General features: G+C 73.7%; 20 protein-coding genes and 1 tRNA gene. 12 read left to right on the forward strand and 9 right to left on the reverse strand.

The genetic code is table 11. The features are described 5' to 3' along the window. Positions 1-125: 125 nt before the first annotated feature. Together ACZ5XZ_RS11085 and ACZ5XZ_RS11090 are read right to left on the reverse strand one after the other, a co-directional pair. Entirely contained in the window at positions 126-1,766 is a 1,641-nt protein-coding gene (locus ACZ5XZ_RS11085) for an ABC transporter permease (protein WP_468976463.1), read from the reverse strand. Further along, positions 1,763-2,722, reverse strand: a complete 960-nt coding sequence (locus tag ACZ5XZ_RS11090; protein ID WP_468976465.1) for an ABC transporter ATP-binding protein — start codon at positions 2,720-2,722, stop codon at positions 1,763-1,765. The genes ACZ5XZ_RS11085 and ACZ5XZ_RS11090 overlap by 4 nt, the downstream gene beginning before the upstream one ends. Before the next feature lie 93 nt (positions 2,723-2,815). On the opposite strand from ACZ5XZ_RS11090, the gene ACZ5XZ_RS11095 reads away from it, so the two are divergent. Then, on the forward strand, positions 2,816-3,328 hold the full coding sequence (locus ACZ5XZ_RS11095) for a GbsR/MarR family transcriptional regulator (protein ID WP_468976467.1): 513 nt from the start codon (positions 2,816-2,818) through the stop codon (positions 3,326-3,328). Here ACZ5XZ_RS11095 and ACZ5XZ_RS11100 read toward each other — a convergent pair. Beyond that, complete coding sequence (locus ACZ5XZ_RS11100) at positions 3,325-4,344, reverse strand: diacylglycerol kinase catalytic domain-containing protein (protein ID WP_468976470.1); 1,020 nt, start codon at positions 4,342-4,344, stop codon at positions 3,325-3,327. The genes ACZ5XZ_RS11095 and ACZ5XZ_RS11100 overlap by 4 nt on opposite strands. 206 nt (positions 4,345-4,550) lie before the next feature. Here ACZ5XZ_RS11100 and ACZ5XZ_RS11105 point away from each other — a divergent pair, with 206 nt between their 5' ends. Together ACZ5XZ_RS11105 and ACZ5XZ_RS11110 are read left to right on the forward strand one after the other, a co-directional pair. Continuing rightward, positions 4,551-5,837 carry an adenylosuccinate synthase gene (locus ACZ5XZ_RS11105; protein WP_468976472.1) on the forward strand — a complete coding sequence of 429 codons (1,287 nt, stop codon included), beginning with the start codon at positions 4,551-4,553 and terminating at the stop codon, positions 5,835-5,837. Positions 5,838-5,991: 154 nt separating this feature from the next. Next, positions 5,992-6,576: a Uma2 family endonuclease gene (locus tag ACZ5XZ_RS11110; protein WP_468976474.1), complete on the forward strand. Its 585-nt coding sequence runs from the start codon at positions 5,992-5,994 to the stop codon at positions 6,574-6,576. A gap of 32 nt (positions 6,577-6,608) precedes the next feature. Here the strand turns inward: ACZ5XZ_RS11110 and ACZ5XZ_RS11115 are convergent, their stop codons facing one another. Continuing rightward, on the reverse strand, positions 6,609-8,423 hold the full coding sequence (locus ACZ5XZ_RS11115) for a serine/threonine-protein kinase (RefSeq protein WP_468976476.1): 1,815 nt from the start codon (positions 8,421-8,423) through the stop codon (positions 6,609-6,611). A gap of 175 nt (positions 8,424-8,598) precedes the next feature. Beyond that, the gene (locus ACZ5XZ_RS11120) at positions 8,599-10,236 is read right to left on the reverse strand and encodes a serine/threonine-protein kinase (protein ID WP_468976629.1); all 1,638 of its coding nucleotides are present in this window, start codon (positions 10,234-10,236) and stop codon (positions 8,599-8,601) included. 368 nt (positions 10,237-10,604) lie between these two features. Between ACZ5XZ_RS11120 and ACZ5XZ_RS11125 the strand changes: the two genes are divergently transcribed. From ACZ5XZ_RS11125 to ACZ5XZ_RS11145, 5 genes are all read left to right on the forward strand, one after another. After that, a complete protein-coding gene (locus tag ACZ5XZ_RS11125; RefSeq protein WP_468976478.1) occupies positions 10,605-11,006 on the forward strand; it encodes a DUF4956 domain-containing protein in 402 nt (133 codons plus the stop codon). Positions 11,007-11,111: 105 nt separating this feature from the next. Further along, entirely contained in the window at positions 11,112-11,906 is a 795-nt protein-coding gene (locus ACZ5XZ_RS11130; RefSeq protein WP_468976480.1) for a polyphosphate polymerase domain-containing protein, read from the forward strand. A gap of 257 nt (positions 11,907-12,163) precedes the next feature. Further along, complete coding sequence (locus ACZ5XZ_RS11135; protein ID WP_468976483.1) at positions 12,164-13,528, forward strand: aminotransferase class III-fold pyridoxal phosphate-dependent enzyme; 1,365 nt, start codon at positions 12,164-12,166, stop codon at positions 13,526-13,528. 127 nt (positions 13,529-13,655) lie between these two features. After that, complete coding sequence (locus ACZ5XZ_RS11140) at positions 13,656-14,324, forward strand: GntR family transcriptional regulator (protein ID WP_468976485.1); 669 nt, start codon at positions 13,656-13,658, stop codon at positions 14,322-14,324. A 140-nt stretch (positions 14,325-14,464) separates the two neighbouring features. Beyond that, positions 14,465-15,115 carry a hypothetical protein gene (locus tag ACZ5XZ_RS11145; protein ID WP_468976487.1) on the forward strand — a complete coding sequence of 217 codons (651 nt, stop codon included), beginning with the start codon at positions 14,465-14,467 and terminating at the stop codon, positions 15,113-15,115. 453 nt (positions 15,116-15,568) lie between these two features. Here ACZ5XZ_RS11145 and ACZ5XZ_RS11150 read toward each other — a convergent pair whose 3' ends face one another. Beyond that, entirely contained in the window at positions 15,569-16,330 is a 762-nt protein-coding gene (locus ACZ5XZ_RS11150; RefSeq protein WP_468976490.1) for an SLATT domain-containing protein, read from the reverse strand. Positions 16,331-16,656: 326 nt separating this feature from the next. Here ACZ5XZ_RS11150 and purD point away from each other — a divergent pair, with 326 nt between their 5' ends. The 4 genes from purD to ACZ5XZ_RS11170 all read left to right on the forward strand — a co-directional run bounded on the left by purD (position 16,657) and on the right by ACZ5XZ_RS11170 (position 23,557). After that, a complete protein-coding gene (gene purD / locus ACZ5XZ_RS11155; protein WP_468976493.1) occupies positions 16,657-17,931 on the forward strand; it encodes a phosphoribosylamine--glycine ligase in 1,275 nt (424 codons plus the stop codon). A 351-nt stretch (positions 17,932-18,282) separates the two neighbouring features. Continuing rightward, the gene (locus ACZ5XZ_RS11160) at positions 18,283-20,100 is read left to right on the forward strand and encodes a hypothetical protein (RefSeq protein WP_468976496.1); all 1,818 of its coding nucleotides are present in this window, start codon (positions 18,283-18,285) and stop codon (positions 20,098-20,100) included. 288 nt (positions 20,101-20,388) lie between these two features. Further along, positions 20,389-21,867 carry a N,N-dimethylformamidase beta subunit family domain-containing protein gene (locus tag ACZ5XZ_RS11165; RefSeq protein ID WP_468976498.1) on the forward strand — a complete coding sequence of 493 codons (1,479 nt, stop codon included), beginning with the start codon at positions 20,389-20,391 and terminating at the stop codon, positions 21,865-21,867. Between the two features lie 790 nt (positions 21,868-22,657). Next, the gene (locus ACZ5XZ_RS11170; RefSeq protein WP_468976501.1) at positions 22,658-23,557 is read left to right on the forward strand and encodes a phosphoribosylaminoimidazolesuccinocarboxamide synthase; all 900 of its coding nucleotides are present in this window, start codon (positions 22,658-22,660) and stop codon (positions 23,555-23,557) included. Positions 23,558-23,600: 43 nt separating this feature from the next. Here the strand turns inward: ACZ5XZ_RS11170 and ACZ5XZ_RS11175 are convergent. The 3 genes from ACZ5XZ_RS11175 to ACZ5XZ_RS11185 form a co-directional block, all read right to left on the reverse strand. Then, positions 23,601-23,673, reverse strand: a tRNA-Gly gene (locus ACZ5XZ_RS11175). A 54-nt stretch (positions 23,674-23,727) separates the two neighbouring features. Next, positions 23,728-24,345 carry a response regulator gene (locus ACZ5XZ_RS11180; protein WP_468976502.1) on the reverse strand — a complete coding sequence of 206 codons (618 nt, stop codon included), beginning with the start codon at positions 24,343-24,345 and terminating at the stop codon, positions 23,728-23,730. Continuing rightward, positions 24,342-25,547: a sensor histidine kinase gene (locus ACZ5XZ_RS11185; protein ID WP_468976504.1), complete on the reverse strand. Its 1,206-nt coding sequence runs from the start codon at positions 25,545-25,547 to the stop codon at positions 24,342-24,344. Before ACZ5XZ_RS11185 ends, ACZ5XZ_RS11180 begins: the two co-directional genes overlap by 4 nt. Positions 25,548-25,631 lie beyond the last annotated feature (84 nt).

The following is a 25,631-nucleotide window of genomic DNA, read 5'->3' on the forward strand; positions in this document are numbered from 1 at the left end:
GGATCCGTGGGGGTGGGGGTTTTTCTCCCCACACTTGGGAAAAGAGGAGTTCCCCCCCCGGCCCCGCCCCCGCCCCCGCGGCCCCGGGGGGGGGGCGGCGGTTTCACGTGAAACCGCCGCCGGGCTCAGCCGATGTCGCGCCGGCGGAAACCGGCGAGGCCGACGGCGGTGAAGAGGACGGCCAGGCCCAGGAGCCAGAGGAACGGGGCCGCGGTGGCCTCGGCTCCGGGCAGCTTGGGCAGATGGCCGTACGGCGAGAGGTCCATGACCCACTGGGGGAACTTCAGGCTGGGCCCGATCCACCCGATGGCCAGGCAGCCGCCCACCACGGCCCAGACGGCGGTGGTGGCCTTGGGCAGCACCCCGAAGACCAGGACCGCAAGGCCCGTGAGCGTCCAGACGGCCGGGACCTGCGCGAGGGCGGCCGCCAGCACCGGGCCCAGGTGGCCGCCGATGTCACCGGCCGAGACGCCGTACGACAGGCCCAGGGCCAGGCCGCCGAACGCCAGGATGACGGCGGTGCCCGCGGCGGCGACGGCCAGATGGCTGCCGGCCCAGCGGAGCCGGCCCACCGCGCCGGCCAGCACGGGCTCCGCGCGTTCACCGGTCTCCTCGCTGCGCAGCCGGAGCACCGCACCGGCCGCGTAGATCGCCGCGACCATGCCGAGCATGCCCAGCATCGTGGCCAGGAAGGCATCGGTCAGCCCCTGCTGCCCGCCCATCCGCTCGAAGATCTCCCGCGTCTGCCGATTGCCGCCGACCAGGTCGGAGGCGCCCTTGGCGATTCCGCCGAAGATCCCGCCGGCGCACAGGAAGCCGAGCGTCCAGCCGAGCAGGGTGGTGCGCTGGAGCCGCCAGGCGAGGCCCAAGGGCCCGCTCAGGGAGCGCGGTGCGGTGGCCGGCCCCGGACGGGCGGGCAGGAAGCTCATGCCGATGTCGCGGCGGGCGGTCAGGGCGTAGGCGGCGCACACCGCCAGCGCGGCCGCCGCGACGAACAGCGGCAGCACCCCCCAGCGTTCCCCGGCGTACGGGCGGAGGTTCTCCGACCAGCCGATCGGCGAGATCCAGGTGAGCGGGGAGGTGGCGTCGGCGGTGGCGGCGTCGCCCGCGGCGCGCAGCGCGAAGGCGAGGCCGAGGACCGCGCCGGTCAGCCCCTTGGCCATCCGGGCGCTCTCGGTGAGCTGGGCCGCGATGGCGGCCAGGCCGGCGAAGAGCATGCCGGTGCAGCCGATGGCCAGACCCAGCGCCAGCGAGCCGGCGGCCGGCTGCCCGGACCGGGAGAGGCCGCCGGCGATCAGTGCGGCGAGTACGGCGTTGGCGAGCAGCGCCGCCAGCAGGGCCGCGGTCAGCGGTGCGCGGCGGCCGACCATGGCGGCGGAGAGCAGCTCCTGACGGCCCGTCTCCTCCTCCTCGCGGGTGTGCCGGACGACGATCAGCAGGCTCATCACCGCGGCGAGGACGGCACCGAAGCCGGCCATCCGCCAGGCGATCAGGCCGCCGACGGAGTCGCCGAAGACCGGTCCGTACAGCGCCCGCATCGAGCCGTTGGCGTTCATCGAGCCGGCCAGCTCGGCGCGCTGGGCGGCGGTGTCGTAGAGCGCTTCGAAGGACGACCCCATGGCGGCGACGGCGACGGTGAGCGCCAGCACCCAGGCCGGGATCATCACCCGGTCGCGGCGCAGCGCGAGGCGCAACAGGGCGCCGGTGCCCGCCAGATGGCGGGCGCGTGCCGGGCGGGCGGAGAGGCGCGGGACCACGGCGGTCATCGTGCGACCGCCCCTTCGGCCCCGACCTCGGCGTGCCCGTCGTCCTGGTAGTGCCGCAGGAAGAGCTCTTCCAGGGTCGGCGGGGTGCTGGTCAGGCTGCGGACGCCGGAGGTGCCGAGCGAGCGCAGTACGGCGTCGAGCTTGTCGGTGTCGACCTGGAGGCGGACGCGGTGCGCCCGGCCCTGCTCGATCGGCTGGGTGGCGAGGTCGTGCACGCCGGGGAGCGCGGCCAGCCCGTTGGGCGGGCCCGCGAGTTCGGCGATGACCGAGGTGCGGGTCAGATGCCGCAGCTCGCCGAGGGAGCCGGATTCGACGGTCCGCCCCTTGCGGATGATGCTGACGCGGTCGCAGAGCGCCTCGACCTCGGACAGCACATGGCTGGAGAGCAGGACCGTACGGCCGCGGTCGCGCTCCTCGGCGACGCAGTCCTGGAAGACCTCCTCCATCAGCGGGTCCAGCCCGGAGGTCGGCTCGTCGAGGATCAGCAGGTCGACGTCCGAGGCGAACGCGGCGACCAGGGCGACCTTCTGGCGGTTGCCCTTGGAGTACGTCCGCCCCTTCTTGGTGGGGTCGAGTTCGAACCGCTCCAGGAGAGTGGCCCGCCGCGTGGCGTCCAGCCCGCCGCGCAGCCGCCCGTAGAGGTCGATGACCTCGCCGCCGGAGAGGTTGCGCCACAGGGTGACGTCGCCGGGGACGTAGGCGATGCGGCGGTGCAGCTCGACGGCGTCGTGCCAGGGGTCCTTGCCCAGGAGCCGGGCGGTGCCGCCGTCGGCGCGCAGCAGGCCGAGCAGGACACGGATGGTGGTGGACTTCCCGGCGCCGTTGGGGCCGAGGAAGCCGTGGACCTCGCCGGCCTCGACGTTCAGGTCGAGGCCGTCCAGTGCATGGGTCCGCCCGAACGACTTGTGGAGGCCGTCCACCCGGATGGCGGGAGCGGGAGCGATTGCCGTGGTCATGATTTTGAAGCTACGCTAGTTTCACAAATTTGTGAAGTTAAGAAACCGTATAAAGTCGGGGGAGCGGGTCTGATCAGGGGAGATGATGCGGATATGAGTGAGCGGCGACAGCAGAGCGACGAGGGGCGCACCCAGGAGGCGGTCTCGCAGTTCGTCGAGCGCTTCGCGGCACAGCTGGTCGAGGCGGGCATGGCGCGGATGCCCGCCCGGGTCTTCGCCTGCCTGCTCTCCTCGGATTCCGGCGTGCTGACCTCGGCGGAACTGGGCGAGCGCCTCCAGATCAGCCCCGCCGCCGTCTCCGGCGCGGTCCGCTACCTCTCCCAGGTCGACATGGTCAGTCGGGAGCGCGAGCCCGGCTCCCGCCGCGACCGCTACCGCGTCCACAGCGACCAGTGGTACGAGGCGCTGGCGCGCCGGGAGAACGTCCTCACCCGCTGGGAGGGCACGCTGCGCGACGGCGTCGAGAGCCTCGGCGCGACCAGCCCGGCCGGCCGCCGGCTCAACGAGACCGTCGTCTTCTTCGAGTTCCTGCAGAAGGAACTGCCCGTCATGCTGGAGCGCTGGCGCGAGCACCGCGACGAGCTGCGCAGCCGGTACGAGGACTAGGGCCGGGTCCGCGGGAGCTGGAGCCGCCAGGCCCCCGGCTGCACGGTCCAGGTCCGGGTCCTGACCGGGCCGCCGACCACCGCGTCCGCCCGGTAGTGGAAGTCCGCGCCGGAGACCGTCACCGCCCGCGCCCGGACCCGTACCGGCCGCCCCTCGTCCGGCCAGTGCACCACGACCTCGGCCAGCGCCCGGCCGCCGTCGACGCCGTCGATCCGGGCCGGCCGCGCCCCGGCCTGGGCGGCCGGCACCACCGACACCCCGCGCACCGGCCGGTCCAGATCGACCAGCAGCACCCCGTCCGCCTCGATCCGCAGCCGCTGGCCCGGCACCCGGGCGCGCCGTCCTCCCAGGCCCGCCGCCGGCGCCAGCAGCGACAGCGCCGTACGGGCGGTGCGCGCCGCCGGTCCCCACCACGGCCGGTGCTCCTGCGGGCTCGCCACCCCGCTCGGGCGGGTGCACTCCCACCGCCCGTCCGCCGCCCCGCCCCGCGCGGCCCCCGGCCCCGGTGGGTCGGCCGGGGCGGCCGCACCCGGCACGAACGCCCCGGGACGCCCGTGCCGGGCGCCGCCGCCGTCGCTTCCGCACGGGATGCGCAGCCCGCCCAGCACGATGCCGTCGCTGTCGTCCGTGAGCAGGTCCATCGCCCGCTCCCCGCCGTCCAGGACGGCCCGGGCGGCGGCGACGGTGTCCGTGGGCACGCCCAGCGTCCGGCTCAGCGCGACGGCGGCCGGCGCCCCGACCGGGACCATCGAGACCGGCACCCCGGCCAGCTCCCGTTCCTTGTGCAGCAGGCCCACGACCCGCAGCAGCGCCCGGTCGTCGCCGATCACCACCGGCCGCCGCTGCCCCCGCCGGGCAAGAATCCGCGCGAATTCCTCCGGCCCCTCGGGAAGGCAGATTTTCGCCCCCGCGCCCGCACACAGGACGTCCTTCGCGATCCGCACGGATTCCCCGTCGGTACTGCGGGCGACCGGGTCGATGACCACGAGCAGGGGATGCCCCCGAACGGAGTCCACGGGAGAGTGCCCAGAAGGCTGCGCCGACACCTCGGTCCTTCCTCAGGTAGCATCTCGGTGCAAGAGCCCCTTGCGCTATTGCGCCAGGGGCTTCGTCTATTCCGGGGCACCGGTTCAACGGCTCTAGCGATGACGGACGCGTGAACACGCACGCTGACGCCATCCACGCACGTTGGACATGCCCCGCCCGGAAGGGGTGTACGCCTGTGCCCGCACTTGTGCTGCTCGGTGCTCAGTGGGGTGATGAGGGCAAGGGAAAGGCCACCGACCTGCTCGGTGGGTCCGTTGACTATGTGGTGCGCTACCAGGGCGGCAACAACGCCGGCCACACGGTCGTCGTCGGCGACCAGAAGTACGCGCTGCACCTTCTCCCTTCCGGAATCCTCTCGCCGGGGTGCACCCCGGTCATCGGCAACGGCGTCGTCGTCGACCCGGCGGTCCTGCTCTCCGAGCTGAGCGGACTCAACGAGCGCGGCGTCGACACGTCCAAGCTGCTGCTCAGCGGTAACGCGCACCTGATCACCTCGTATCACACGACGCTCGACAAGGTGACGGAACGCTTCCTCGGCAAGCGGAAGATCGGCACCACCGGCCGCGGCATCGGCCCGACCTACGCCGACAAGATCAACCGCGTCGGCATCCGGGTGCAGGACCTCTACGACGAGTCGATCCTGACCCAGAAGGTCGAGGCGGCCCTCGACGTCAAGAACCAGCTGCTGACCAAGCTCTACAACCGCCGCGCCATCGAGGCCGGCCAGGTCGTCGAGGAGCTGCTGGGCTACGCCGACCAGATCAAGGGCTACGTCGCCGACACCACGCTGATCCTCAACAAGGCGCTCGACGACGACAAGGTCGTGCTCTTCGAGGGCGGCCAGGGCACGCTGCTCGACATCGACCACGGCACGTACCCCTTCGTCACGTCCTCGAACCCGACCGCGGGCGGCGCCTGCACGGGTGCCGGCGTCGGTCCCACGAAGATCAACCGCGTCATCGGCATCCTCAAGGCCTATACGACGCGCGTCGGCGCCGGACCGTTCCCGACCGAGCTGTTCGACAAGGACGGCGAGGCGCTGCGCACCATCGGCGGCGAGCGCGGTGTCACCACCGGCCGTGACCGCCGCTGCGGCTGGTTCGACGCGGTCATCGCCCGCTACGCGACCCGGGTCAACGGCCTGACCGACTTCTTCCTCACCAAGCTGGACGTGCTGACCGGCTGGGAGCAGATCCCGGTCTGCGTCGCGTACGAGATCGACGGCAAGCGCGTCGAGGAGCTGCCCTACAGCCAGTCCGACTTCCACCACGCGAAGCCGGTCTACGAGATGCTGCCGGGCTGGTCCGAGGACATCACCAAGGCGAAGACGTTCTCCGACCTGCCGAAGAACGCCCGGGCCTACGTCAAGGCGCTGGAGGAGATGTCCGGCGCCCCGATCTCCGCGATCGGCGTCGGCCCCGGCCGTGACGAGACGATCGAGATCAACTCGTTCCTGTCGTAGAACCGTCGGCCCGAGGGCCCGCGCACCGTCATCCGGCGGTGGGCGGGCCCTTGTGCGTACGAGCGTGTGCTCGAACGAGTGGTCTGCTGGGGAACGCCCCTCCGGCCCCTACCGCGCCTGGCACCACTGGCTTTCGCTCAGAAAGGAGTGCAGCATGACGGTTATGGCCGAGCGCACGTCTCAGATGGCGGTGGAGGAGTTCGAGCAGATCGCCTCCGCCGCGCCCGAGACCGTCACGTTGGAGTTCATCGACGGACGGATCGAGGTAAAGCACGTGCCGGATGGAGATCACGGGGCGATCATCATGTGGCTGATCAGGCAGTGCATGCAGGCCCGCCCGGAGCTCGATCTCGACCCTACGCAGGGCCTGAGAGTCGGGGAGTATCGCAAGGGCAGGGTCCGCCCGGATGGCTCGCTTGCGCCCGTCGCACACTTCGCAGGGCAAGGCGAGTGGGCCGATCCGGACGGGGTACTGATGACCGTCGAGATCACGTCGTACGACGGGGACACCGAACGCCGGGACCGGCAGGAGAAGCCAACCGCCTACGCAGCCGCAGGCATTCCCGTCTACCTCCTCATCGACCGCGACAACTGCAAGGTCGTCATCTATACCAATCCCGACTCCAAGAGCAGCCTCTACCGCGACACCCACGTTGCCCGCTTTGGCGAGGCGGTCACCCTCCCCACCCCGGTCGGCATCACCCTCGACACCGAGATCCTCAAGAACTACGTGCGCTGACGACGCACTCCTCCGGACCGCCGGTCGTGCCGCTACCCCGCCCTGGAGTACGTGCGCGGCGGTTTGCCGTCCGACAGGAACGTCCGCCGCAGGGTCCCGTCGTCGGCCAGGCGGAAGACGGAGGTGCCGCTCGGCGTGCAGCCGGGGGCGGCGCGGTCGACGACTGAAGGGCCGACGGTCAGTTCGCCGTCCTGGGCCGCGTACAGATCGGCGCGCGCCGTACAGCGCCCGGCGGGCCCCTCGACGACGGTGGTCAGGACGGTGCTGCCCGCCGGGGCCTGGCGGAGGGTCAGGCGCTGGCCGCCGGGGCCGGAAGGGTCCGAGAGCTGCCAGGTGCCGAGGTAGCCGGCCGGGACGGTGCCGTCGGACGGCGCGGAGCGGCGCAGCGTCGCGGTGCGGCCGGCCGCCGTCCACTGCAGGGTTCCGGCGCTGCCCGCCTCCAGGGTGTGCTCGCCGAGCGCGGTGCAGCGGCCCGCCGGGACCGACCGGACGACCTTGGTGTCCAGCCGTAGCGCCGGGCGCCCGTCGGGCGCCGTGACGGACACCAACGTGCCGTCGCTGCGGCACTCGTAGGTCGCGCCGAGGCTGGTGCTGTTGGCGACCACCTCGCCGACCTTGCCGTTGCTGATCACGAACCGCCGTTGCTGCCCGGTCGGTTCGCCGTCGCGCAGCACCGGCCCCGCCCAGGTGCCGACATAGCGGGCGGGGATGTCGGAGGCGCGGTCGCGGCCGTCGGCGTCCGCGCCGCCGCCGAGCAGGGGCACGGCGACGGCGGTCGCGGCGGCCGCGACCACGGCGGTGGCGGCGAGCGGCAGCCAGTGCGGACGGCGGCGGGGCCGGTCCGCCGCGGGCGCCGGGGCCGGCCGGGGCGCGACCCTGGTGGCCGTCAGCGTCGGCGGCTGGCCACCGGGCGGGGTGTCGGTGTCCAGGAGCCGTACGGCGTGCTGTCCCAGGCTCGCGATCAGCTCGGCCGGCAGCCAGGGGGCGGACGACGGGCCGCCGGGGACCGGCCCGAGCCGGCCGGTGATCTCCTCGGGCGCGGGGCGCGCCGCCGGGTCCTTGGCCAGGCAGTCCTCGATCAGACCGCGGATCCCCGCCGGTGCCCCGCCGAGGTCCGGCTCCTCCTGGGCGATCTTGAACATCACCGCGTGCACCCCCGAGGCGGCGCTGCCGAACGGCTGCCTCCCGGTCGCCGCGTACGCCAGCACCGCGCCCACGCAGAACACGTCGCTGGCCGGTCCGACGCGCCGGCCCTGGACCTGCTCGGGCGACATGAAACTGGGCGAGCCGACGACCGTGCCGCTACGGGTCTGGGTCTGGTCCCCGACCGCGTCCAGGGCCCGTGCGATGCCGAAGTCGATCACCCGCGGACCGTCGATGGTCAGCAGCACGTTGGACGGCTTCAGATCGCGGTGCACCAGCCCCACGCCGTGGATGTCGAGCAGTGCGCAGGACAGCCCGTAGGCGAGCCGGCGCAGCGAATGCTCCGGCAGCGGCCCGTGGCTGCCGCCGCGGCCGTAGGAACCGCCGACGACCTCGCTCAGCGTCGGACCGGCGATGTACCCGGTGGCGACCCACGGCACCTCGGCCTCGGTGTCCGCGTCCAGCACCGGCGCGGTCCAGCGCCCGCCGACCCGCCGCGCGGCCGCGACCTCGGCGCGGAAGCGGTCGCGGAACTCCTCCTCGGCCGCCAGCTCGGCCTTCACCAACTTCACCGCGACGGTCCGCCCGCCCTCGGAACGCGCGAGATAGACCCGGCCCATCCCGCCGCTGCCGAGCCGGCTGATCAGCCGGTAGTCGCCGATCCACTGCGGATCGTCGGCCGTCAGGCCACGCAGGCCGTCCATCCGGGCGCCCTCCCCCGTCTCGTCGCCACGCCAGAGGCGTTCCGGCAGCAGGCCTTCCGGCAGCAGCCGTTCCCCGAGCCTAGGCGGCCGCGGATCGCGGGCCGGACGACGGTCCGTTACGAGGCGGGAACGATCCGGGCGGTGCCACCGGCGCCGGCGGGCGTCCCCCGAGCCGTCACCCCGTCCTGCGGTACGACAGCGCCTTGCCGTCGTCGGAGACCCGGCGCAGCGCACCGCCCACCATCTCCAGGGTGCTCGGCTTGCCGGGAGTGCAGCTGTCGGACGGACCGGAGACCACGGTGGACGGGCCGAGTCGGACCGGCGGGCCCGCGCTGGTGAGGGTGGCGGTGAACTCGCAGCGGTAGCTGGCCCCGGTGGCCGTCATCGTCAGCACGGTGTCGCCGGCCCCGCCCTGGGTGAGGGTGAAGCGCCGGACGTCGGTGCCCGAGTCGCCGACCGTCGCCTCCCAGATGCCCAGGTAGTCGGTGGGAATCCCGCCGTGCCCGGCGGGCCGTGCCGGACCCGGGCTCGGCTTGCCGCCGTCGGCGTCCGCCGACCGTACGCCGCTGTCCTTCTCGCCCAGCAGCGAGTACGCGGTGGCCGCACCGGCCCCGGCGAGCGCCAGCGCGGCCACCGTGAGCAGGGCGGTGCCGATCCGGCGGCGGGGCCGGGGCGCGGCGGGCGCGGGCGCCGGGGCGGCGAAGACGGGCCGGCCCTGGTGGGCGGGCGGCGGGGGGTAGGGCGTCGGGCTGTGCGGAACGGGGCGGGGCGGCGGGGTGCCGCCGCCGGCCGGGGTGGGCGAGACGCTGGTGGGCAGGGCGTGCACACCGGGGTCCGCGGGCGCGGGAGCCGGTGCGCCGGCCGGGGCCGTCGCGTCGTCCGCCGGCTCCTCGCCGTGCGGGTTCTCCGCCTCCAGCAGCTCCACGGCGTGCCGCCCCAGCCGGGCGGTCAGCGCACCCGGCAGCCACGGCTCCTCGTCCGCGCCCGGCCCGGCGCCGTCCCGCTCGGCCAGCGCCACCAGCTGGTCCGGGGTGGGCCGTTGTGCCGGGTCCTTCGCCAGGCAGCCGCTGATCAGCTCGTGCAGCCCCTCGGGCAGCGCGGACAGGTCGGGCTCCTCCTGGGCGACGCGGTACATCAGCGCGTGCGCCGCGCTGTCGGCCGTCCCGAAGGGCTGCCGCCCGGTCGCCGCGTAGGTGAGCACCGACCCGAGGGAGAAGACGTCGCAGGCCGGTGTGAGCGGTTCGCCGCGCACCTGCTCGGGCGACATGAAGCCGGGTGAGCCGACCGCCGCGCCGGTCCGTGTGACGCCGTTTCCGGTGACCGCCTCCAGCGCCCGTGCGATGCCGAAGTCGATGACCCGGGGCCCGTCGATGGTGATCAGCACGTTGGACGGCTTGAGGTCGCGGTGGATGATGCCGGCGGCGTGGACGGAGCCCAGCGCGCGGGCCAGCCCGGCGGCCAGGATCCGCACCGTGCGCTCGGGCAGCGGCGTGCCGCTGCCGCCGATGACCTGCTGGAGGGAGAGGCCGGCGAGGTAGCCCGTGGCGAGCCAGGGGGTCTCGGCCTCGGTGTCCGCGTCCAGCACGGGCGCGGTCCACTCCCCGCCCACCTGCTGCGCGGCCCGCACCTCCCGCCGGAAGCGCGCCCGGAACTCCTCCTCGTCGGCCAGCTCCGCGCGCACCAGCTTGACCGCGACGGTACGGCCGCGGTCGGAACGGGCCAGGAACACCCGCCCCATCCCGCCTTCGCCGAGCCGCCCGAGCAGGCGGTACTCACCGATCTGCCGCGGATCCCGCGCCCCCAGCGGCGCCAGCCCCGCGGGCTGCCCCTCGCGCCCCGGCCGCTCCTGCCGCCCAGCACGTCCCGGCTCTTCCACGATCCGTCGTCCTTCCCCCGAATGCGCCCCGTAGGCGATCAGGCGCGGGCGCGTTCGCACACGGGTCCACGCCGCCCGTCTCCGCGGTGAGGATATCGAGGGGCCCCGGGCCGCCGGGAGTCCGTGGGTCCCCTTCCCGGCGGCTCTCCGGGGCCGCTCGCTCCCGCGCGGCCGCCCCCGGCCTTGACCCGCGGCGGAGGCGGCCTCAACCCGGCGGTCCCTGGCGTGCGTGGCCCAGGGCCGGTCCGGCCGTGCCCCCAGGACCGGCCCTGGCGAAGTGGCCATACGACGCAGGGGAGTTGAGGATGGCCGTGGAGACCTACGGGCAACTGGCGGCGCGGCTGGGGATCGATCTGGCCGCGGTGGGAGCGCTGACCTTCGCCGTGTACTACCCGCGGCACCGGCGGCGGGGTCTGATTCCGGCCTATCTGGCGCTGAACGTCGCGCTGTTCTCCGTGGTCGCCGCCCTCGCACGGGTGGGGGCGGGCGGCGGCATGGCGCTCGGGTTCGGGCTGTTCGGGGTGCTGTCGATCATCCGGCTGCGCTCGGACTCCATCCGCCGACCAGGACGCCCTGCGCGCCGACTTGGCGCGGCGCCTGGGGGAGCCGCTGAGCTGCCCGGTCCAGAAGATGGACTTCGTCCGGGACCTGATGGTGGTGGATGTTTGTTTCCGTGTACCGGAACTTTCCCGGCCGGTGAAGCGTAGAACGCGTACGACGGCAATGCCTACGACCACGACGACCACCGCACCGCCGAGCGCTCCCCGGTCCCGCACGATTCCCCTTCCCCGCCCGCCCGCCAAGGAGACCGTGTGATCCCCGCCGTACGCGCCCTCGCCCGCGCCGCCATGGCCGCGCGCCCCGTGCCGCTCGCCGACGTCCAGGCACGGGCCGAACTCCTCGCCCGCTTCGACCGCAGCTACCTGGTCCCGGTGGAGGTCTTCGCCGCGTTCGCCGCCGAACTCACCGACCACCGCCGCCCCGGAGGCCCGTTCGCCGCGCTGTGCATCAACGGGCGCCGCTGGTTCCGCTACCACTCCGTCTACTACGACACCCCCGACCTGCGGTCCTTCCACGACCACCGGCAGGGCCGCCGGCTGCGCTACAAGATCCGCGAGCGGCTGTACGAGGACACCGGGGAGCGGCAGTTCGAGATCAAGCTCAAGGGGCGGCGCGGCGAGACGGTCAAGCACCGCCAGCCGCTGCTGCCGGGCGACGCGGCCCTCGGCGCGGCCTCGCGCGGCTTCCTGACCTCCGTACTCGACCGCCGCTACGGCATCGCCGCCCCCACCGAGCTGGACCGCTCGATCGAGACCGACTACCTACGGGCCACCTTCGTCGCCGACGGACAGCGCATCACCTGCGACGCGGCCCTGCGGTGCCGGGACCTGACCACCGGGCGCACGGTACGGGCCGACGGCGGACTGGTCCTGGTCGAGATCAAGACCACCGGCCGTCTGACGGCGGCGGACCGGCTGCTGCACGGCCACGGCCTGCGGGCCGCCGAATTCACCAAGTACTGCGGCGCGTTGGCGGCGCTGCGCCCGGAGCTGTCCGCCAACCACTGGCGGCGGGCGGTCCGCACGGCCTTCCCCACGGCCGCCTGACGCCGCCCGGCCGGCGCTCAGCCGGAGCCGCCCCCGAACTCCACCGCGATACGGACCCCGCCGCCCGCCGCCGCGCCGAACCCCACCGTCCCGCCGCGCTGGAGCTTCCTACAGCACCGCCGACATTCTGTCCGCCCGCGTGGTGAGTGCCATACAACGTGTCGGTACCGGTCCGCCGAAGGTGATCCTTACGCTGAGAGGCGTACGCCGCGCCCATCCCCCGGCGGACCCGAGCGACCCGATCCGAGGTACTGACCGTGACCACGACGCACTCCGCTGCCGACCCTGCCGCCGGGCGGGCCGTAAAGGCCGACGACCGCGCGCACGTCTTCCACTCCTGGTCCGCGCAGGGCCTGATCGACCCGCTGGCGATCGCCGGCGCCGAGGGCTCGTACTTCTGGGACTACGACGGCAACCGCTACCTCGACTTCTCCTCCCAGCTGGTCAACACCAACATCGGCCACCAGCACCCCAAGGTCGTCGCCGCGATCCAGGAGCAGGCCGCGAAGCTGTGCACCCTCGCGCCCGGCTTCGCCGTGGACGTCCGCTCCGAGGCCGCCCGGCTGATCGCCGAGCGCACCCCCGGGGACCTCGACAAGATCTTCTTCACCAACGGCGGCGCGGAGGCCGTCGAGAACGCCGTACGGATGGCCCGCCTGCACACCGGCCGCAGCAAGGTGCTCTCCACCTACCGCTCGTACCACGGCGCCACCGCCGCCGCGATCAACCTGACCGGCGACCCGCGCCGCTGGCCCTCCGACACCGCCTCCGCGGGCGTCGTCCACTTCTGGGGCCCGTTCCTCTACCGCTCGCCCTTCCACGCCGAGAACGAGCAGCAGGAGTGCGAGCGCGCCCTCGCCCACCTCGAGCAGACGATCGCCTTCGAGGGGCCGCAGTCGATCGCCGCGATCATCCTGGAGACCGTTCCGGGCACCGCCGGCATCATGGTCCCGCCCGCCGGCTACCTCGCCGGCGTCCGCGAGATCTGCGACCGCCACGGCATCGTCTTCATCCTCGACGAGGTCATGGCGGGCTTCGGGCGCACCGGCCGCTGGTTCGCCGCCGACCACTTCGGCGTCACCCCGGACCTGCTGACCTTCGCCAAGGGCGTCAACTCCGGCTACGTCCCGCTGGGCGGCGTGGCGATCAGCGCCGAGATCGCCGCCACCTTCGACACGCGCCCCTACCCGGGCGGTCTGACGTACTCCGGCCACCCGCTGGCCTGCGCCTCCGCCGTCGCGACGATCAACGCGATGGCCGAGGAGCGGATCGTGGAGAACGCGGCCGAGATCGGCGAGAACGTCATCGGCCCGGCCCTGCGCGAGATCGCCGAGCGCCACCCGTCCGTCGGCGAGGTCCGCGGCCTGGGCGTCTTCTGGGCCCTGGACCTGGTCAGGAACAAGGAGACCCGCGAACCGCTGGTGCCCTACAACGCCTCCGGTGCCGCCAACGCTCCGATGGCCGAATTCGCCGCGGCCTGCAAGCGCGGCGGTCTGTGGCCGTTCGTGAACATGAACCGTACGCATGTCGTCCCGGCCTGCACGGTCACCGAGGCCGAGGCGAAGGAGGGCCTGGCCGCCCTCGACGAGGCCCTGACGGTGGCGGATGCGCACACGGTCTGAACCCGCTGACCGCAGGCGCACGGCGCCGACGGCCCACGCCGTCTGAGACGTGCGCGCGGCCCTCGCCTATCGTGGGCGGGGGCCGCTCCCACCTGCGCGGTCATGGACGTCGAAGGAGACGCACACGATGGCCCCCGGCGGAGACAGCTCGGTCATACGTCGCAGCACCCTGCGCCAGCAGATCGCCGACGCGCTGCGCGACGAGCTCCTGTCGGGCCGGCTGCCCTCCGGCCACCCCTTCACGGTCAAGGAGATCGCCGACCAGTACGGCGTCTCCGCGACCCCGGTGCGCGAGGCCCTGCTCGACCTGTGCGCCCAGGGGCTGCTCGACGTGGAGCAGCACCGCGGCTTCAAGGTGCACGCCTTCACCGCCGACGACTTCCGCGCCATGGTCGAGGCCCGCACCCTGATCATCGAGGGCATCTTCCGCAGCGACGCCGACCGGGCGCTGCGCGCCACCCCCGGGCAGGTGCTGATCTCCATCCGCCGCCGCGCCGAGGAGGCCGAGCGGGCCGCCCGGGCCGGCGACCTGGACGTGCTCATCGGCTACGACCTGCGGTTCTGGCGCGAGCTGAGCGGCATCGTGAACAACCCCTACATCAGCGACTTCCTCGACCGGATCCGCGTCCAGACCTGGATGTTCGCGGTCCCGCTGCTGCGCCGCGAGGACGACCTGAAGGGCCACCTCTGGCAGGGCCACAGCGCCCTGGCCGACGCCCTGATCCACCACGACCTGCCCGCCGCGCAACGGCTGATCGCCGAGTACAACGAGCACTCCCTCACGCTCGTCGGATAGCGCCCCCGTCGTCGCCCGCGCTCACCCTCGTCGGATCGCGCGGCTGGCACTACGCTGTCCCGACTCGGCCGTAATGGGCCGTACTCGGAGCTGTACGTGCGCCGGTGTCCCCGTCCCCGACCGGAAGCGAGCCCTCACTCGTGGCATGTGACCTGTGGCTGGTACCCCTCGTCGATGTGCTGTGCCACAGCCCCGACAACCCGTTCTCCGAAGAGATCGCCGCCTACGACAAGGCCCTGACGGAGGCGGGACTGCCACCGGTCCCGGTCTTCAGTTATATGCCGGGCCTGTCGGGTGACGTCGCCCCCATCGCCGGGTTCGACTACGACGCGCTGCACTTCCTGCGCCGCGCCTACCTGCTGGGCCTGTGCGGCCTGGAGGTGACTCCGGTCGACGAACTGGGCGGCGACTACGAGCAGTTGCTGGAGATGTTCGAGACCACCGCGCAGCAGTCCCACCTCGTGTGGCACTACGACCACGCGGGCGCCTACGTCCCGGTCGACTTCCCGCATCCGCTCGCCAACGACGAGCTGCTGGAGGGCGGCGGCCCGCTGGGCTCCTCGCACGGCCTGCTGCGCGAGCTCGAACTGGTCGCGCCGTCCCTGGGGATCGATCCGGCCAATCCCCCGGCCGCCCCCGCACCGCCGTCCGGCCCCACCTCCCTGGAGGAGCGCGCGGGCGCGGTGCCCCTGGACGACGGCCCCTTCGCCCGGGAACGCCATGTGTGGCTCGGCCTGCACGCGGCCGCGACCCGAAGCCTGGGCCAAGGCTCCATGATCGTCTTCAGCTGACCACCCACAACGGAAACAGCACCCTCACGGACACCCTCACCAGCCCCCTTCCCACCCACTCACGGGAGGCGGGGGGGGGGGGGGGGGGGGGGGGGGGGGGGGGGGGGGGGGGGGGGGGGGGGGGGGGGGGGGGGGGGGGGGGGGGGGGGGGGGGGGGGGCAGGTGTGTGGGACGTAAGGCGAAGCAGTCCCACACACCTGCCCCTCCGGCCCGCCGCCGGCACCCGAAAAGCCCCGCGCAGCGGCACCGCCCGCCGCAGGCGCCACGACGCGAACGCCCGACAAGCCGGCCGCAGCAAAGCGCAGCGGAGGCGCCGCAGGCGAACCAAGCGAACCCCCACGGCGGGAGAGCCGAGCACGTCGGCCGCAGCAAAGCGCAGCGGAGGCGCCGCAGGCGAACCAAGCGAACCCCCCACGGCGGGAAAGCCGAAAACGCGGGAAGCAGCCGAAGCGCTCAGCGCGGAGGCTCCGGCGGCCGCTGCCGCGGCATGTTCGGCCGCGCACGGTGCGGCACCGCGAACCGCCCCGGCGGCCCCGCCCCGTCCGGCCGCGCCCCCGCCCACGGCACCATCGCCTGCGTGGCCTGCGGCACCGGCCCGGCCCGGAACTCCGCCATCCAGTCGGCGGTCTCGGTCCGCACCAACTCCCCGAGGTCCTCGTTGAACCGCCGCAGCACCCCCAGGCAACGCTCCACCGCCTCGCTCGCCGTCCCCTCCGTCGGCCCGAGCACCTCGCGTACGCCCTCCGACGCCCAGTCGAACTGCAGCGCCTCCAGCCGCCGGTGAATGGCCTGGGCGGTCGCCAGATCCCGCATCCAGCCGGCCGTCACCCCGAAGTACCGGTCGCCGGCCACGCACACCGCCGCCAGCAGCAGCGACAGACAGCCCCAGGACGCCCCGCCCTCCCAGACCCCGGCCAGATCCAGCAGCGGCAGCGCCCCGCCCACCGTCACCCCGGCCGCGGCCCCCAGCCGCAGCGCCCGCGCGCCGCGGCGCTTGGCCAGCCGGTCGTGCAGATACCAGTCGGCGGCGCGCAGCGCGCCCTCCTCGGTCCAGAGATAGAGCGACTGCAGGCGGCCGCCCGGCTCGCCCCAGTCGCCGAGCGGAAAGGCCCGCCCGGCGAGGTCCCGCCGGGCGCGGCCCCGCCTCCCGTACCGCCGGGGGGAGCGGCCGCCCTCCCGAGGGGGCCCCTCGGGCTGCATCTCCGGCTGACTCACCCGTGCACTCCCTCTCTGCGCTCTCTGCTCCACCCCGCCAGAACGTGCGGTGCGCGCGTGACATACGTGGTGCACGCGTGACATAACGTGACGACCGTCACGCACAGCCCCCTTCCTACCGCCGAACGGCTGGCGTCGGCTCCAAGATCACGCTATTTCCGCCCAGAAGTGGTGCGGAGTCGGCTATGGGGACATCGCGGATCTCACCCGAAAGAGTTGCCGCGGCCGCGGAGGGGCCGCGTTGGTTTCCGGCCGCCGCACCGCCTTTGTGCGATCGGCGCAAGCCCGGCGTCCGGCCGCCTGGTGCGTTCGTCTAGGCTGCCACCGTGAAGGTCCTCGTCATCGGCGGCGGCGCCCGCGAACACGCCCTGTGCCGCTCTCTGTCCCTCGACCCCGACGTCACCGCGCTGCACTGCGCTCCCGGCAACGCCGGCATCGCCGAGGTGGCCGAATTGCACGGGGTCGACGCCCTCGACGGCGCGGCCGTCGCCGAACTCGCGGCCGGCCTGGAGGCCGACCTGGTCGTCGTCGGCCCCGAGGCCCCCCTGGTGGCGGGCGTCGCGGACGCCGTACGCGACCGCGGCATCCCGGTCTTCGGCCCCTCGGCCCGGGCCGCCGAGCTGGAGGGCTCCAAGGCCTTCGCCAAGGACGTGATGGCCGCCGCGGCCGTCCCCACGGCCCGCAGCTATGTCTGCACCACCCCGGAAGAGATCGACGAGGCCCTGGACGCCTTCGGGGCGCCGTACGTCGTCAAGGACGACGGCCTGGCCGCCGGCAAGGGCGTCGTGGTCACCGAGGACGTCGAGGCGGCCCGCGCCCATGCGCTGGCCTGCGACCGCGTGGTCATCGAGGAGTTCCTCGACGGCCCGGAGGTCTCGCTCTTCGCGATCACCGACGGCGAGAGCGTCGTCCCGCTGCAGCCCGCCCAGGACTTCAAGCGCGCCTACGACGGAGACCAGGGCCCCAACACCGGCGGCATGGGCGCGTACAGCCCGCTGCCCTGGGCCGACCCCAAGCTGGTCGACGAGGTCATGGCCACCGTCCTGCAGCCCACGGTCGACGAGCTGCGCCGCCGCGGCACCCCCTTCTCCGGGCTGCTCTACGCGGGCCTGGCGATCACTTCCCGCGGCGTGCGGGTGATCGAGTTCAACGCCCGTTTCGGCGACCCCGAGACCCAGGTGGTCCTGGCCCGCCTCCAGACCCCGCTCGGCGGACTGCTGCGGGCCGCCGCCACCGGTGAGCTGGCCGCGCTCCCGCCGCTGCGCTGGAGCGACGACGCGGCCGTGACGGTCGTCATCGCCTCCCACAACTACCCGGGCACCCCGCGTACCGGCGATGCCGTCGAGGGCCTGGCCGAGGTCGCCGAGCAGGACGCCCCCCACGCCTACGTCCTGCACGCCGGCACCCGGCGCGACGATTCCGGCGCGGTGCTCAGCGCGGGCGGTCGGGTGCTGTCGGTCACCGCCACCGGCGCCGACCTGACCACCGCCCGCCGGCGTGCCTATCGCGCCGTGGACCGGATCTCCCTGGACGGCTCCCAGCACCGTACGGACATCGCCGCCAAGGTCGCGGACGAGGCGGCGCAGGCGTCGGGCGCATAGGGTCCCGGCGGCCCCGGCCGCACGGCCCCTATACGCCCACAGCCCTCGCCGCGGGTTCCCGGCTTTACCCAAAGCCATTCCATCGAGTGACCACACCAGATTCCGGCTGACGAAGCCCACACCCCCAACTAGGGTGCCGCGCAAGCGTCCTGCGGATGCCGTGCCTTGCTATGGCGCGGTTGCCGCGGTGGCGTCCGGCAAGTGGCTCACCGGCATTGCGATGTCAGTGGCCAGTGCCACAGTGGTGATGAGCGAGGTCGCTCGCAGCACCGCACAGCGCGGTGTTCGAAGGCGTCCGTCCCGTGTTCTCTCCGTCCGGCTCCATCAGGACAGCAGGGGGTGTACAGGCTCGTGGCAAGTCCGGAAACAGGCGTCCTGGCGGCGCGTGCCCGCGCCCTCGCCGTGCTGCGGGTGCGCGGCGCGGCGCTGGCTGTGGCGCTGCTGCCCGCGGCAGCGGCGGTGGTGCTGTTCGCCGGCAGGGTGAGCGGCCATCTCGGCGTGGGCGGCGGCTGGGACCTCGCCCGCTGGATCGTCAGCGGCGCGGCGGTGCTCAGCCTGCTGCTCGCGGCCCTGGTGGCGACCGTCGTTGCGCGTGCCCGGCCCGCGCTCAGCCCCTCCGTGCCGATCTCGGAGAAGTCGGCCCCCGACCTCTACCGCCTCGTCCGCGACCTCGCCGACAGCCTGGAGGTCCCGGCGCCGTCCGCGATAGCGCTCACACCGGACTGCGACAGCTGGCTGGAGGACCGTACGCACCGCGCCCACGGCCCGCCCGACCGAGGTGAGCGCCCCCCGGCCGAGGCGCGGCGGGCGCCCAAGGCGCCGGTCCTGGTCATCGGCTCCCCGTTCCTGTGGTGGATGCGGGTAGCGGAGCTGCGCGCCCTGCTGGCCCCCGTCGTCGCCGGCACCGGCCCCTCGGCCCACCCCGACATAGCCGCCGCCCGCCGCTTCATCCGCGGCCTGGACGCCGCGGTGGCGGTCTCGGCCCGCGCCCGCGGCCCGCTGCGCGGCCCGGCGCTCCGCTTCGTCGGCCAGGTGGCGCGGCTGCTGCTGCGGGCCTGCCGCGAGCACGCCACGATCATGGAGCGGGCCGTTGCGGCCGCCGCCTCCGAGCGCGCCCAGAACGTCGACTACGGCCTGCGGATCGTCGCCCAGGAGCAGGTCGGCCTCGCCTACGCCGGCTGGGACCGGCTGCTGACCCGGGTCGCGCTGCCCGCCTGGCGGATGGGCCGCTGGCCTTCCCGGCTGGACGCCGGCGTGGTCTCCGCGCTCACCGAGCTCTCCCGCCGCGACCGCCTCGCCGACGGCTTCGCCTCCCGTCTGGGCGAGCGCCCCGCCTGCGACCTCCTGGAGGAGCCGGGCGCCATCGACAGCGCCGCCTCCCTGCTGGCCGCCCGCCTCTTCCACGGCGGCCCCGCCGAGCCGGGACCCGACTGGTCACCGGTCGGCTGGCACCAGTACCCGGAAGAGGTCGTGGACCGCAAATGGCGCCTGGAGGCCGCCCGCCTCCACCGCGTCCTCGACGACCTCCCGGCGGCGCTCCCGACCACCCCGCCCACGACCCCCGCCGCCCCGACCCTGTCGTACGCCAGCACCCCGGCCCGCGGGCCCGCCGGCCGCCGCCCCGGTGACGGCCCGCCCACGAGCCCGGCGGCCGCGGCCGCCCCCGCCGACCGCCGGGCCGGTGAGCCCGCCGCCCCGCCCGCGGGCCCGACCCTGGCCCGGGTCATCGACCGGCTCGCCCATGACGAGCGGGCGGGCGATCTCGTCGCCGCCCGGCTGGGCGCCGAGGTCGAGCGCGAGGAGCGCGAGGAGGCGGCCCGCCAGGCCGCCCTCGGCAGCCGTGCGCAGGACGCCGCGGTGGGCGTGGCCTGGGGCGACGGCATGGTCGAGGGCGGCCTTCCGCTGTTCCCGCTGCAGCCGCCCCGGACGGGCCGCGAGCTGCTCGCCGACCACGTCACGGCCATGGTCTGCTGCGCCGCCGTCGACACCGCCGGCGCCGCCCCCGGCCTCGACTGGCTCGACGGCCCGGCGCTGCTGGTCGACGGTGCCCGCCGCGCCGACCTCGGCCGCCCGGTGCTCAGCCTGGTCGACGACGGTGACGCGGAACCGCTCCGCGGCTGGCTGACGACGGTCGGCGTACGCCCCGAGAAGCCGGTCCGGCTGGTATGACGCGGGCGACTGACCGGAGCGTGCGCCGGGGCCCGCGCCTGTATGTGCCCCGACTGCCGCTCCGATCGGCGAACACGAGCCCGAAGCCGTCACCCGCAAGCGTCCGGAGCACCGGCTGAATGTTCCATTCCAGTTCGTGCTTCGGGGCGGTGGCATCTAAATTCACAACGAAGGGTGACGAAGTGAGTGCGTAATGTGATGTGCTGGGGGATGGCCGGGCCCGCTCAGCGGACGCAGCACCGGCCCGCTCGGCCGAGGCCGACGGGGGATGTGGGAGGGGAGCGGAAGGTGTCGACGGAACAGATCAGGCGATGGGAATCGGGCGCCCTCGCCCACGCGGTCACGGACCCGTTCGGGCAGGGCCCGCTGCCCTGGCTGCGCGGCAGCGAGAACTACTTCGAATCCGGCCAGATCATTCCCTGGTACGTCGATCCCGCCGTCGCCCAGGGCGACCTGCGGCTGCCCGCGCCCCGCAAGCACAACGGCCCGCGCAGCGCCGACGACGTCCACCGCCAGATCAAGGGCTTCGCCGGCACCGGCGCGGTGGCCCCCGGCGAAGCGATCGACTTCCGGGTCTCGGTCGACCCGCCGCAGCCGTTCAGCATCGACGTGTACCGCATCGGCCACTACGGCGGCGCCGGCGCCGCCAAGATCACCACCAGCCCGCGGCTGGCCGGCATCGTCCAGCCGCCGCCGCTGACCGTCGACCGCACGGTCTCCTGCCACCACTGGTGGCTCTCCTGGCGCCTCCAGGTCCCCACGTACTGGCAGCTCGGCGCCTATGTCGCGGTGCTGACCACCGCCGACGGCTACCGCTCCCACATCCCCTTCACCGTCCGCGACGACCACCCCGCCGACCTGCTCCTGCTGCTGCCCGACATCACCTGGCAGGCCTACAACCTCTACCCGGAGGACGGTCGCACCGGCGCCAGCCTCTACCACGCCTGGGACGAAAAAGGCGCCCTGCTCGGCGAGCGGGACGCCGCCACCACCGTCTCCTTCGACCGCCCCTACGCCGGCGCCGGCCTGCCCCTCCACGTCGGCCACGCCTACGACTTCATCCGCTGGGCCGAGCGCTACGGCTACGACCTCGCCTACGCCGACGCCCGCGATCTGCACGCCGGCCGCGTCGACCCCTCCCGCTACCGGGGCCTGGTCTTCCCCGGCCACGACGAATACTGGTCGGTGCCCATGCGCCGCACGGTCGAGCTGGCCCGCGACACCGGCACCTCGCTGGTCTTCCTCTCCGCCAACACCATGTACTGGCAGGTCGAGCTCTCCCCGTCGCCCTCGGGGCCGCACTCCCTGCTCAACTGCCGCAAACGTCAGGGCCCCGGCCGCCCCGCCCTCTGGCGCGAGCTCGGCAACCCCGAGCAGCGCCTGATGGGCATCCAGTACGCCGGCCGGGTGCCCGAGCCCGCCCCCATGGTCGTCCGCAACGCCGACCACTGGCTGTGGGAGGCCAGCGGCGCCCACGAAGGCGATGAACTCCCCGGCATGGTCGCCGGCGAGGCCGACCGCTACTTCCCTCGCACCAGCCTCCCCGAGCACACCCGCCGCATCCTGCTCGCGCACTCCCCGTACCGCGACGGCGAAGGCGCCCCCCGCCATCAGGAGACGTCCCTCTACCGCGCCCCCAGCGGCGCCCTGGTCTTCGCCTCCGGCACCTTCGCCTGGTCCCCCGCCCTGGACCGCCCCGGCCACGTCGACCAACGCATCCAACGCGCCACCGCCAACCTCCTGGACCGCATCTGCAAACGCGACTAACGCCGACCGAAAAGAGCGCCCGCCCGACCGCTGGGGCTGGCCGCCCGGCCAGCCTTGGGCCCCGGCTATCTGCCTGGTCTTCGGCCTCCGTTCGTCTGCCTGGTCTTTGGCCTCGGTGGCCCGTCCGGCCGCTGGTCCTGGCCATCCGGCCGATTTCTGTTGCTGCCCGCGCGCCCGGTCTTCGGCCCCGTTCGTCTGCCTGGTCTTCGGCCTGGGCGGCGCGTCCGGTCGCTGGTCCTGGCCATCCGGCCGACTTCTGTTGCTGCCCGCGCGCCCGGTCTTCGGCCCCGTTCGTCTGCCTGGTCTTCGGCCTGGGCGGCGCGTCCGGTCGCTGGTCCCGGTCATCCGGCCGACTTCTGGAACCTTTAGCCCCGGCCGCCTGCCCGGCCTCTGGTCCTGCTCTGGTGCCGACTGCGTCTCCAGCCTCCGGCCCCGTCCAGTCGCCCAGCCTCCGATGCCGCCCGCCCGGCTTCCGGCCCTGGTCGCCCGCTCAGCCTCCGGCCCTGGACGCCCGTCCGCCCTCCGGTCCTGGACGCCGGCCCACCCTCCGGCCCCGTCCGCCCGCCTTCGGCCTCGCCCCGCCGCCCGGGAATCCCCTCCGCCCCCGCCACGTTGTGGCCCGCAGGGGGCCCAGGCGACCCCTACGGGATCTGTTCCCCCACCCCCTAGAGGCCGTCGCCCCGAGCTGGCGGCCCTCCACTCCCAGAAGCCCTCCGGCCCCCGTGGGGCGTCTGCTTTCCGCATACGGGAGAATCGGACCGACTCCTGGATCAACCTACGCGGAGGAAGCGTGTCCGGTTTTGTAGAAAAGCCTGAGCCCGTGGAGGTCCCGGGGCTCACCCACCTTCACACCGGCAAGGTGCGCGACCTCTACCAGAACGCCGCCGGCGAGCTGGTCATGGTCGCCAGCGACCGCATCTCCGCCTACGACTGGGTGCTGCCCAGCGAGATCCCCGACAAGGGCCGCGTACTGACCCAGCTGTCCCTGTGGTGGTTCGACCAGCTCGCCGACCTGGCCCCGCACCACGTCATCTCCACCGACCTTCCGGCCGGCGCGCCCGCCGACTGGGCGGGCCGCACCCTCGTCTGCAAGTCGCTGCGGATGGTCCCCGTCGAGTGCGTGGCCCGCGGCTACCTCACCGGCTCCGGCCTCGCCGAATACCGCCAGTCCCGTACGGTCTGCGGACTGGCCCTGCCCGAGGGTCTCTCCGACGGCTCCGAGCTTCCCGCGCCGATCTTCACCCCGGCCACCAAGGCCGCCGTCGGCGACCACGACGAGAACGTCTCCTACGAGGAGGTCGCCCGTCAGATCGGTGCCGAGGTCGCGACCGAGCTGCGGCAGGCCACCCTCGCCATCTACGGCCGGGCCCGTGACATCGCCCGCGAGCGCGGCCTCATCCTGGCGGACACCAAGTTCGAGTTCGGCTTCGACGGGGAGCGGCTGACCCTGGCCGACGAGGTGCTCACCCCCGACTCGTCGCGCTTCTGGCCCGCCGACCAGTGGGAGCCGGGCCGCGCCCAGCCGTCCTTCGACAAGCAGTTCGTCCGCGACTGGCTGACCGCGCCCGCCACGGCCTGGGACCGCACGGGCGAGCTGCCGCCGCCCGCCCTCCCGGACGAGGTCGTCGAGCGCACCCGCGCCAAGTACCTGGAGGCGTACGAGCGCCTCACCGGCCTCAGCTGGTCATAACGGAAAGGACCCCGGTCACCGACCGGGGTCCTTTCTCACCTTGAGCGGACGACGAGGCTCGAACTCGCGACCTCAACCTTGGCAAGGTTGCGCTCTACCAACTGAGCTACGTCCGCATGCTCCGCGTCACGGCTTCTGAAACCAGTCGCCACCGCGCGGTGCGGGGTCCACTATAGCCAACCTCGCTCGCGGGCGAGGCGTGCCGCCGCGTGACGATTCTCCGCACCCAGCTTCGCGGTCGCCGACGAGAGGTAGTTCCGCACTGTCCCCGGCGACAGCGACGCCCGCTCCGAGATCTCCGTGACCGGCGCCCCGGCCTCGGCGAATTCCAGCACCTCCGCCTCCCGCACGGTCAGTGGCGACTCCCCGGCGCTGATGGCATCCGCCGCCAACTCCGGGTCCACATAGCGGTTTCCGGCATGGACGGCACGGATGATCTCCGCCAGGCGCTGCGCCGACACGGTCTTCGGCACGAACCCCCGCACCCCGGCTTCCAGCGCCCGTTTCAGATGGCCCGGCCGCCCATGACTCGTCACGATCATCGACCGGCACTCCGGCAGCTCGTCCCGCACAGATGTGGCCACCGACACACCGTCCGCCCCCGGCATCTGCAGATCCAGCACCGCTACGTCCGGCCGGTGCGCCCTCGCCATCGCCATCGCCTCGGGCCCGGAAGCCGCCTCGGCCACCACCAGCAGATCGTCCTCCAGGGACAGCAGCGCGGCCAGCGCGCCCCGGATCAGATGCTCGTCGTCGGCCAGCAGCACTCGGATCGGTGCCCCGCTCACAGCGTCCCGCCTTCCTGTACATCGGCGGCCGGAACCGGAAGCTGCGCCGTCAGGCGGTACGAGCCGTCCGGCCGCCGCTCCGCCTCCAGCGTGCCGCCCAGCGGCGAGAGCCGTTCCCGCAGGCCCTTCAGCCCGCTGCCCCCGCCAGCCGTGTCCGGCCCCGGAGCGGAGGCCCGTACGCCGTCGTTCTCCATCACCAGCACCGCCTGTCCCGCGCTCACCCGCGTCCGGATCACACAGCGCCTGGCGTCCGGCGCATGCCGCAGCACATTGGTGGTGCCCTCCCGTGCGACCCAGCCCAGCGCCGACTGCACGTCGGCCGGCAGCCCCGCCCCGCCGTCGCCCTCGATCCGGCAGCCCACCCCGGCCGCCTGCAGTACGGAACGCGCCCCGGCCAGCTCCACCTGCAGATCGGCCTCCCGATAGCCGCGCACCACCTCGCGCACCTCCCGCTGCGACTCCTGCGCTATCCGCTGCACCTCCACCATCTGGTCCACGGCCTCGGCCCGGCCCCGCCGCGCCAGCTGCACGGCCAGCTCGCTCTTCAGCGAGATCACCGCCAGATTCCGCCCCAGCACGTCGTGCATGTCCCGCCCGAACCGCAACCGCTCCTCGGCGACGGCGAGGCGGGCCTGCACGCCGCGGGCGGCCTCCAGCTTCCACATCACGGCGAGGAACCAGCCGACGGACCGCCCCGTGGAGCAGGACATCAGCCCGACGGTGACCACCAGGGCCGCCGCGGTCCCCCAGGCCGACCAGCCGCCGGTGAGTGCGCCGCCCACGACCAACAGCACTGCCGCGAGCGCGCCGAATCCCCCCAGGAAGACCCGCTTGCGGATCAGCATGCTCAGTGCGGCGCCGCTCGGTATCAGGGCCGCCACCATCGTCCCGCCCACCAGCATGCCCAAAGTGCTGGCGTCGGCAGTGCCGGACTGGCCGACGAGCAGGCTGAGCGCGAGCAGCGCGCCGAACACCGCGACGGTCAGCACCACAGAGACGGCAAGCAGGCCCCACGGCGCGGGCCCCTTCCCCAGATACCGGTCCAGGGCCCGGCGCCCCAGCGGCACGAACACCACGGCCTGCAGAGCGGTCAACGCGATGATCGTACGGATGACGGCGAGCTGTGCGGCGGTGAGGTGATCCGGGACCACCAGCATCAGTGAGGTGAAGCCCAGGCTCAGCAGTGGCTGTCCCTGGATCATCCATCGCGAGTACGTGTCGATCCAGACGAGGGTGCTACGCCCCCGCCACTTCCGCCGCACCCGCCCGATCACGCGATCCCCGCC

Source organism: Streptomyces sp. NPDC033270 (genome assembly GCF_055576575.1).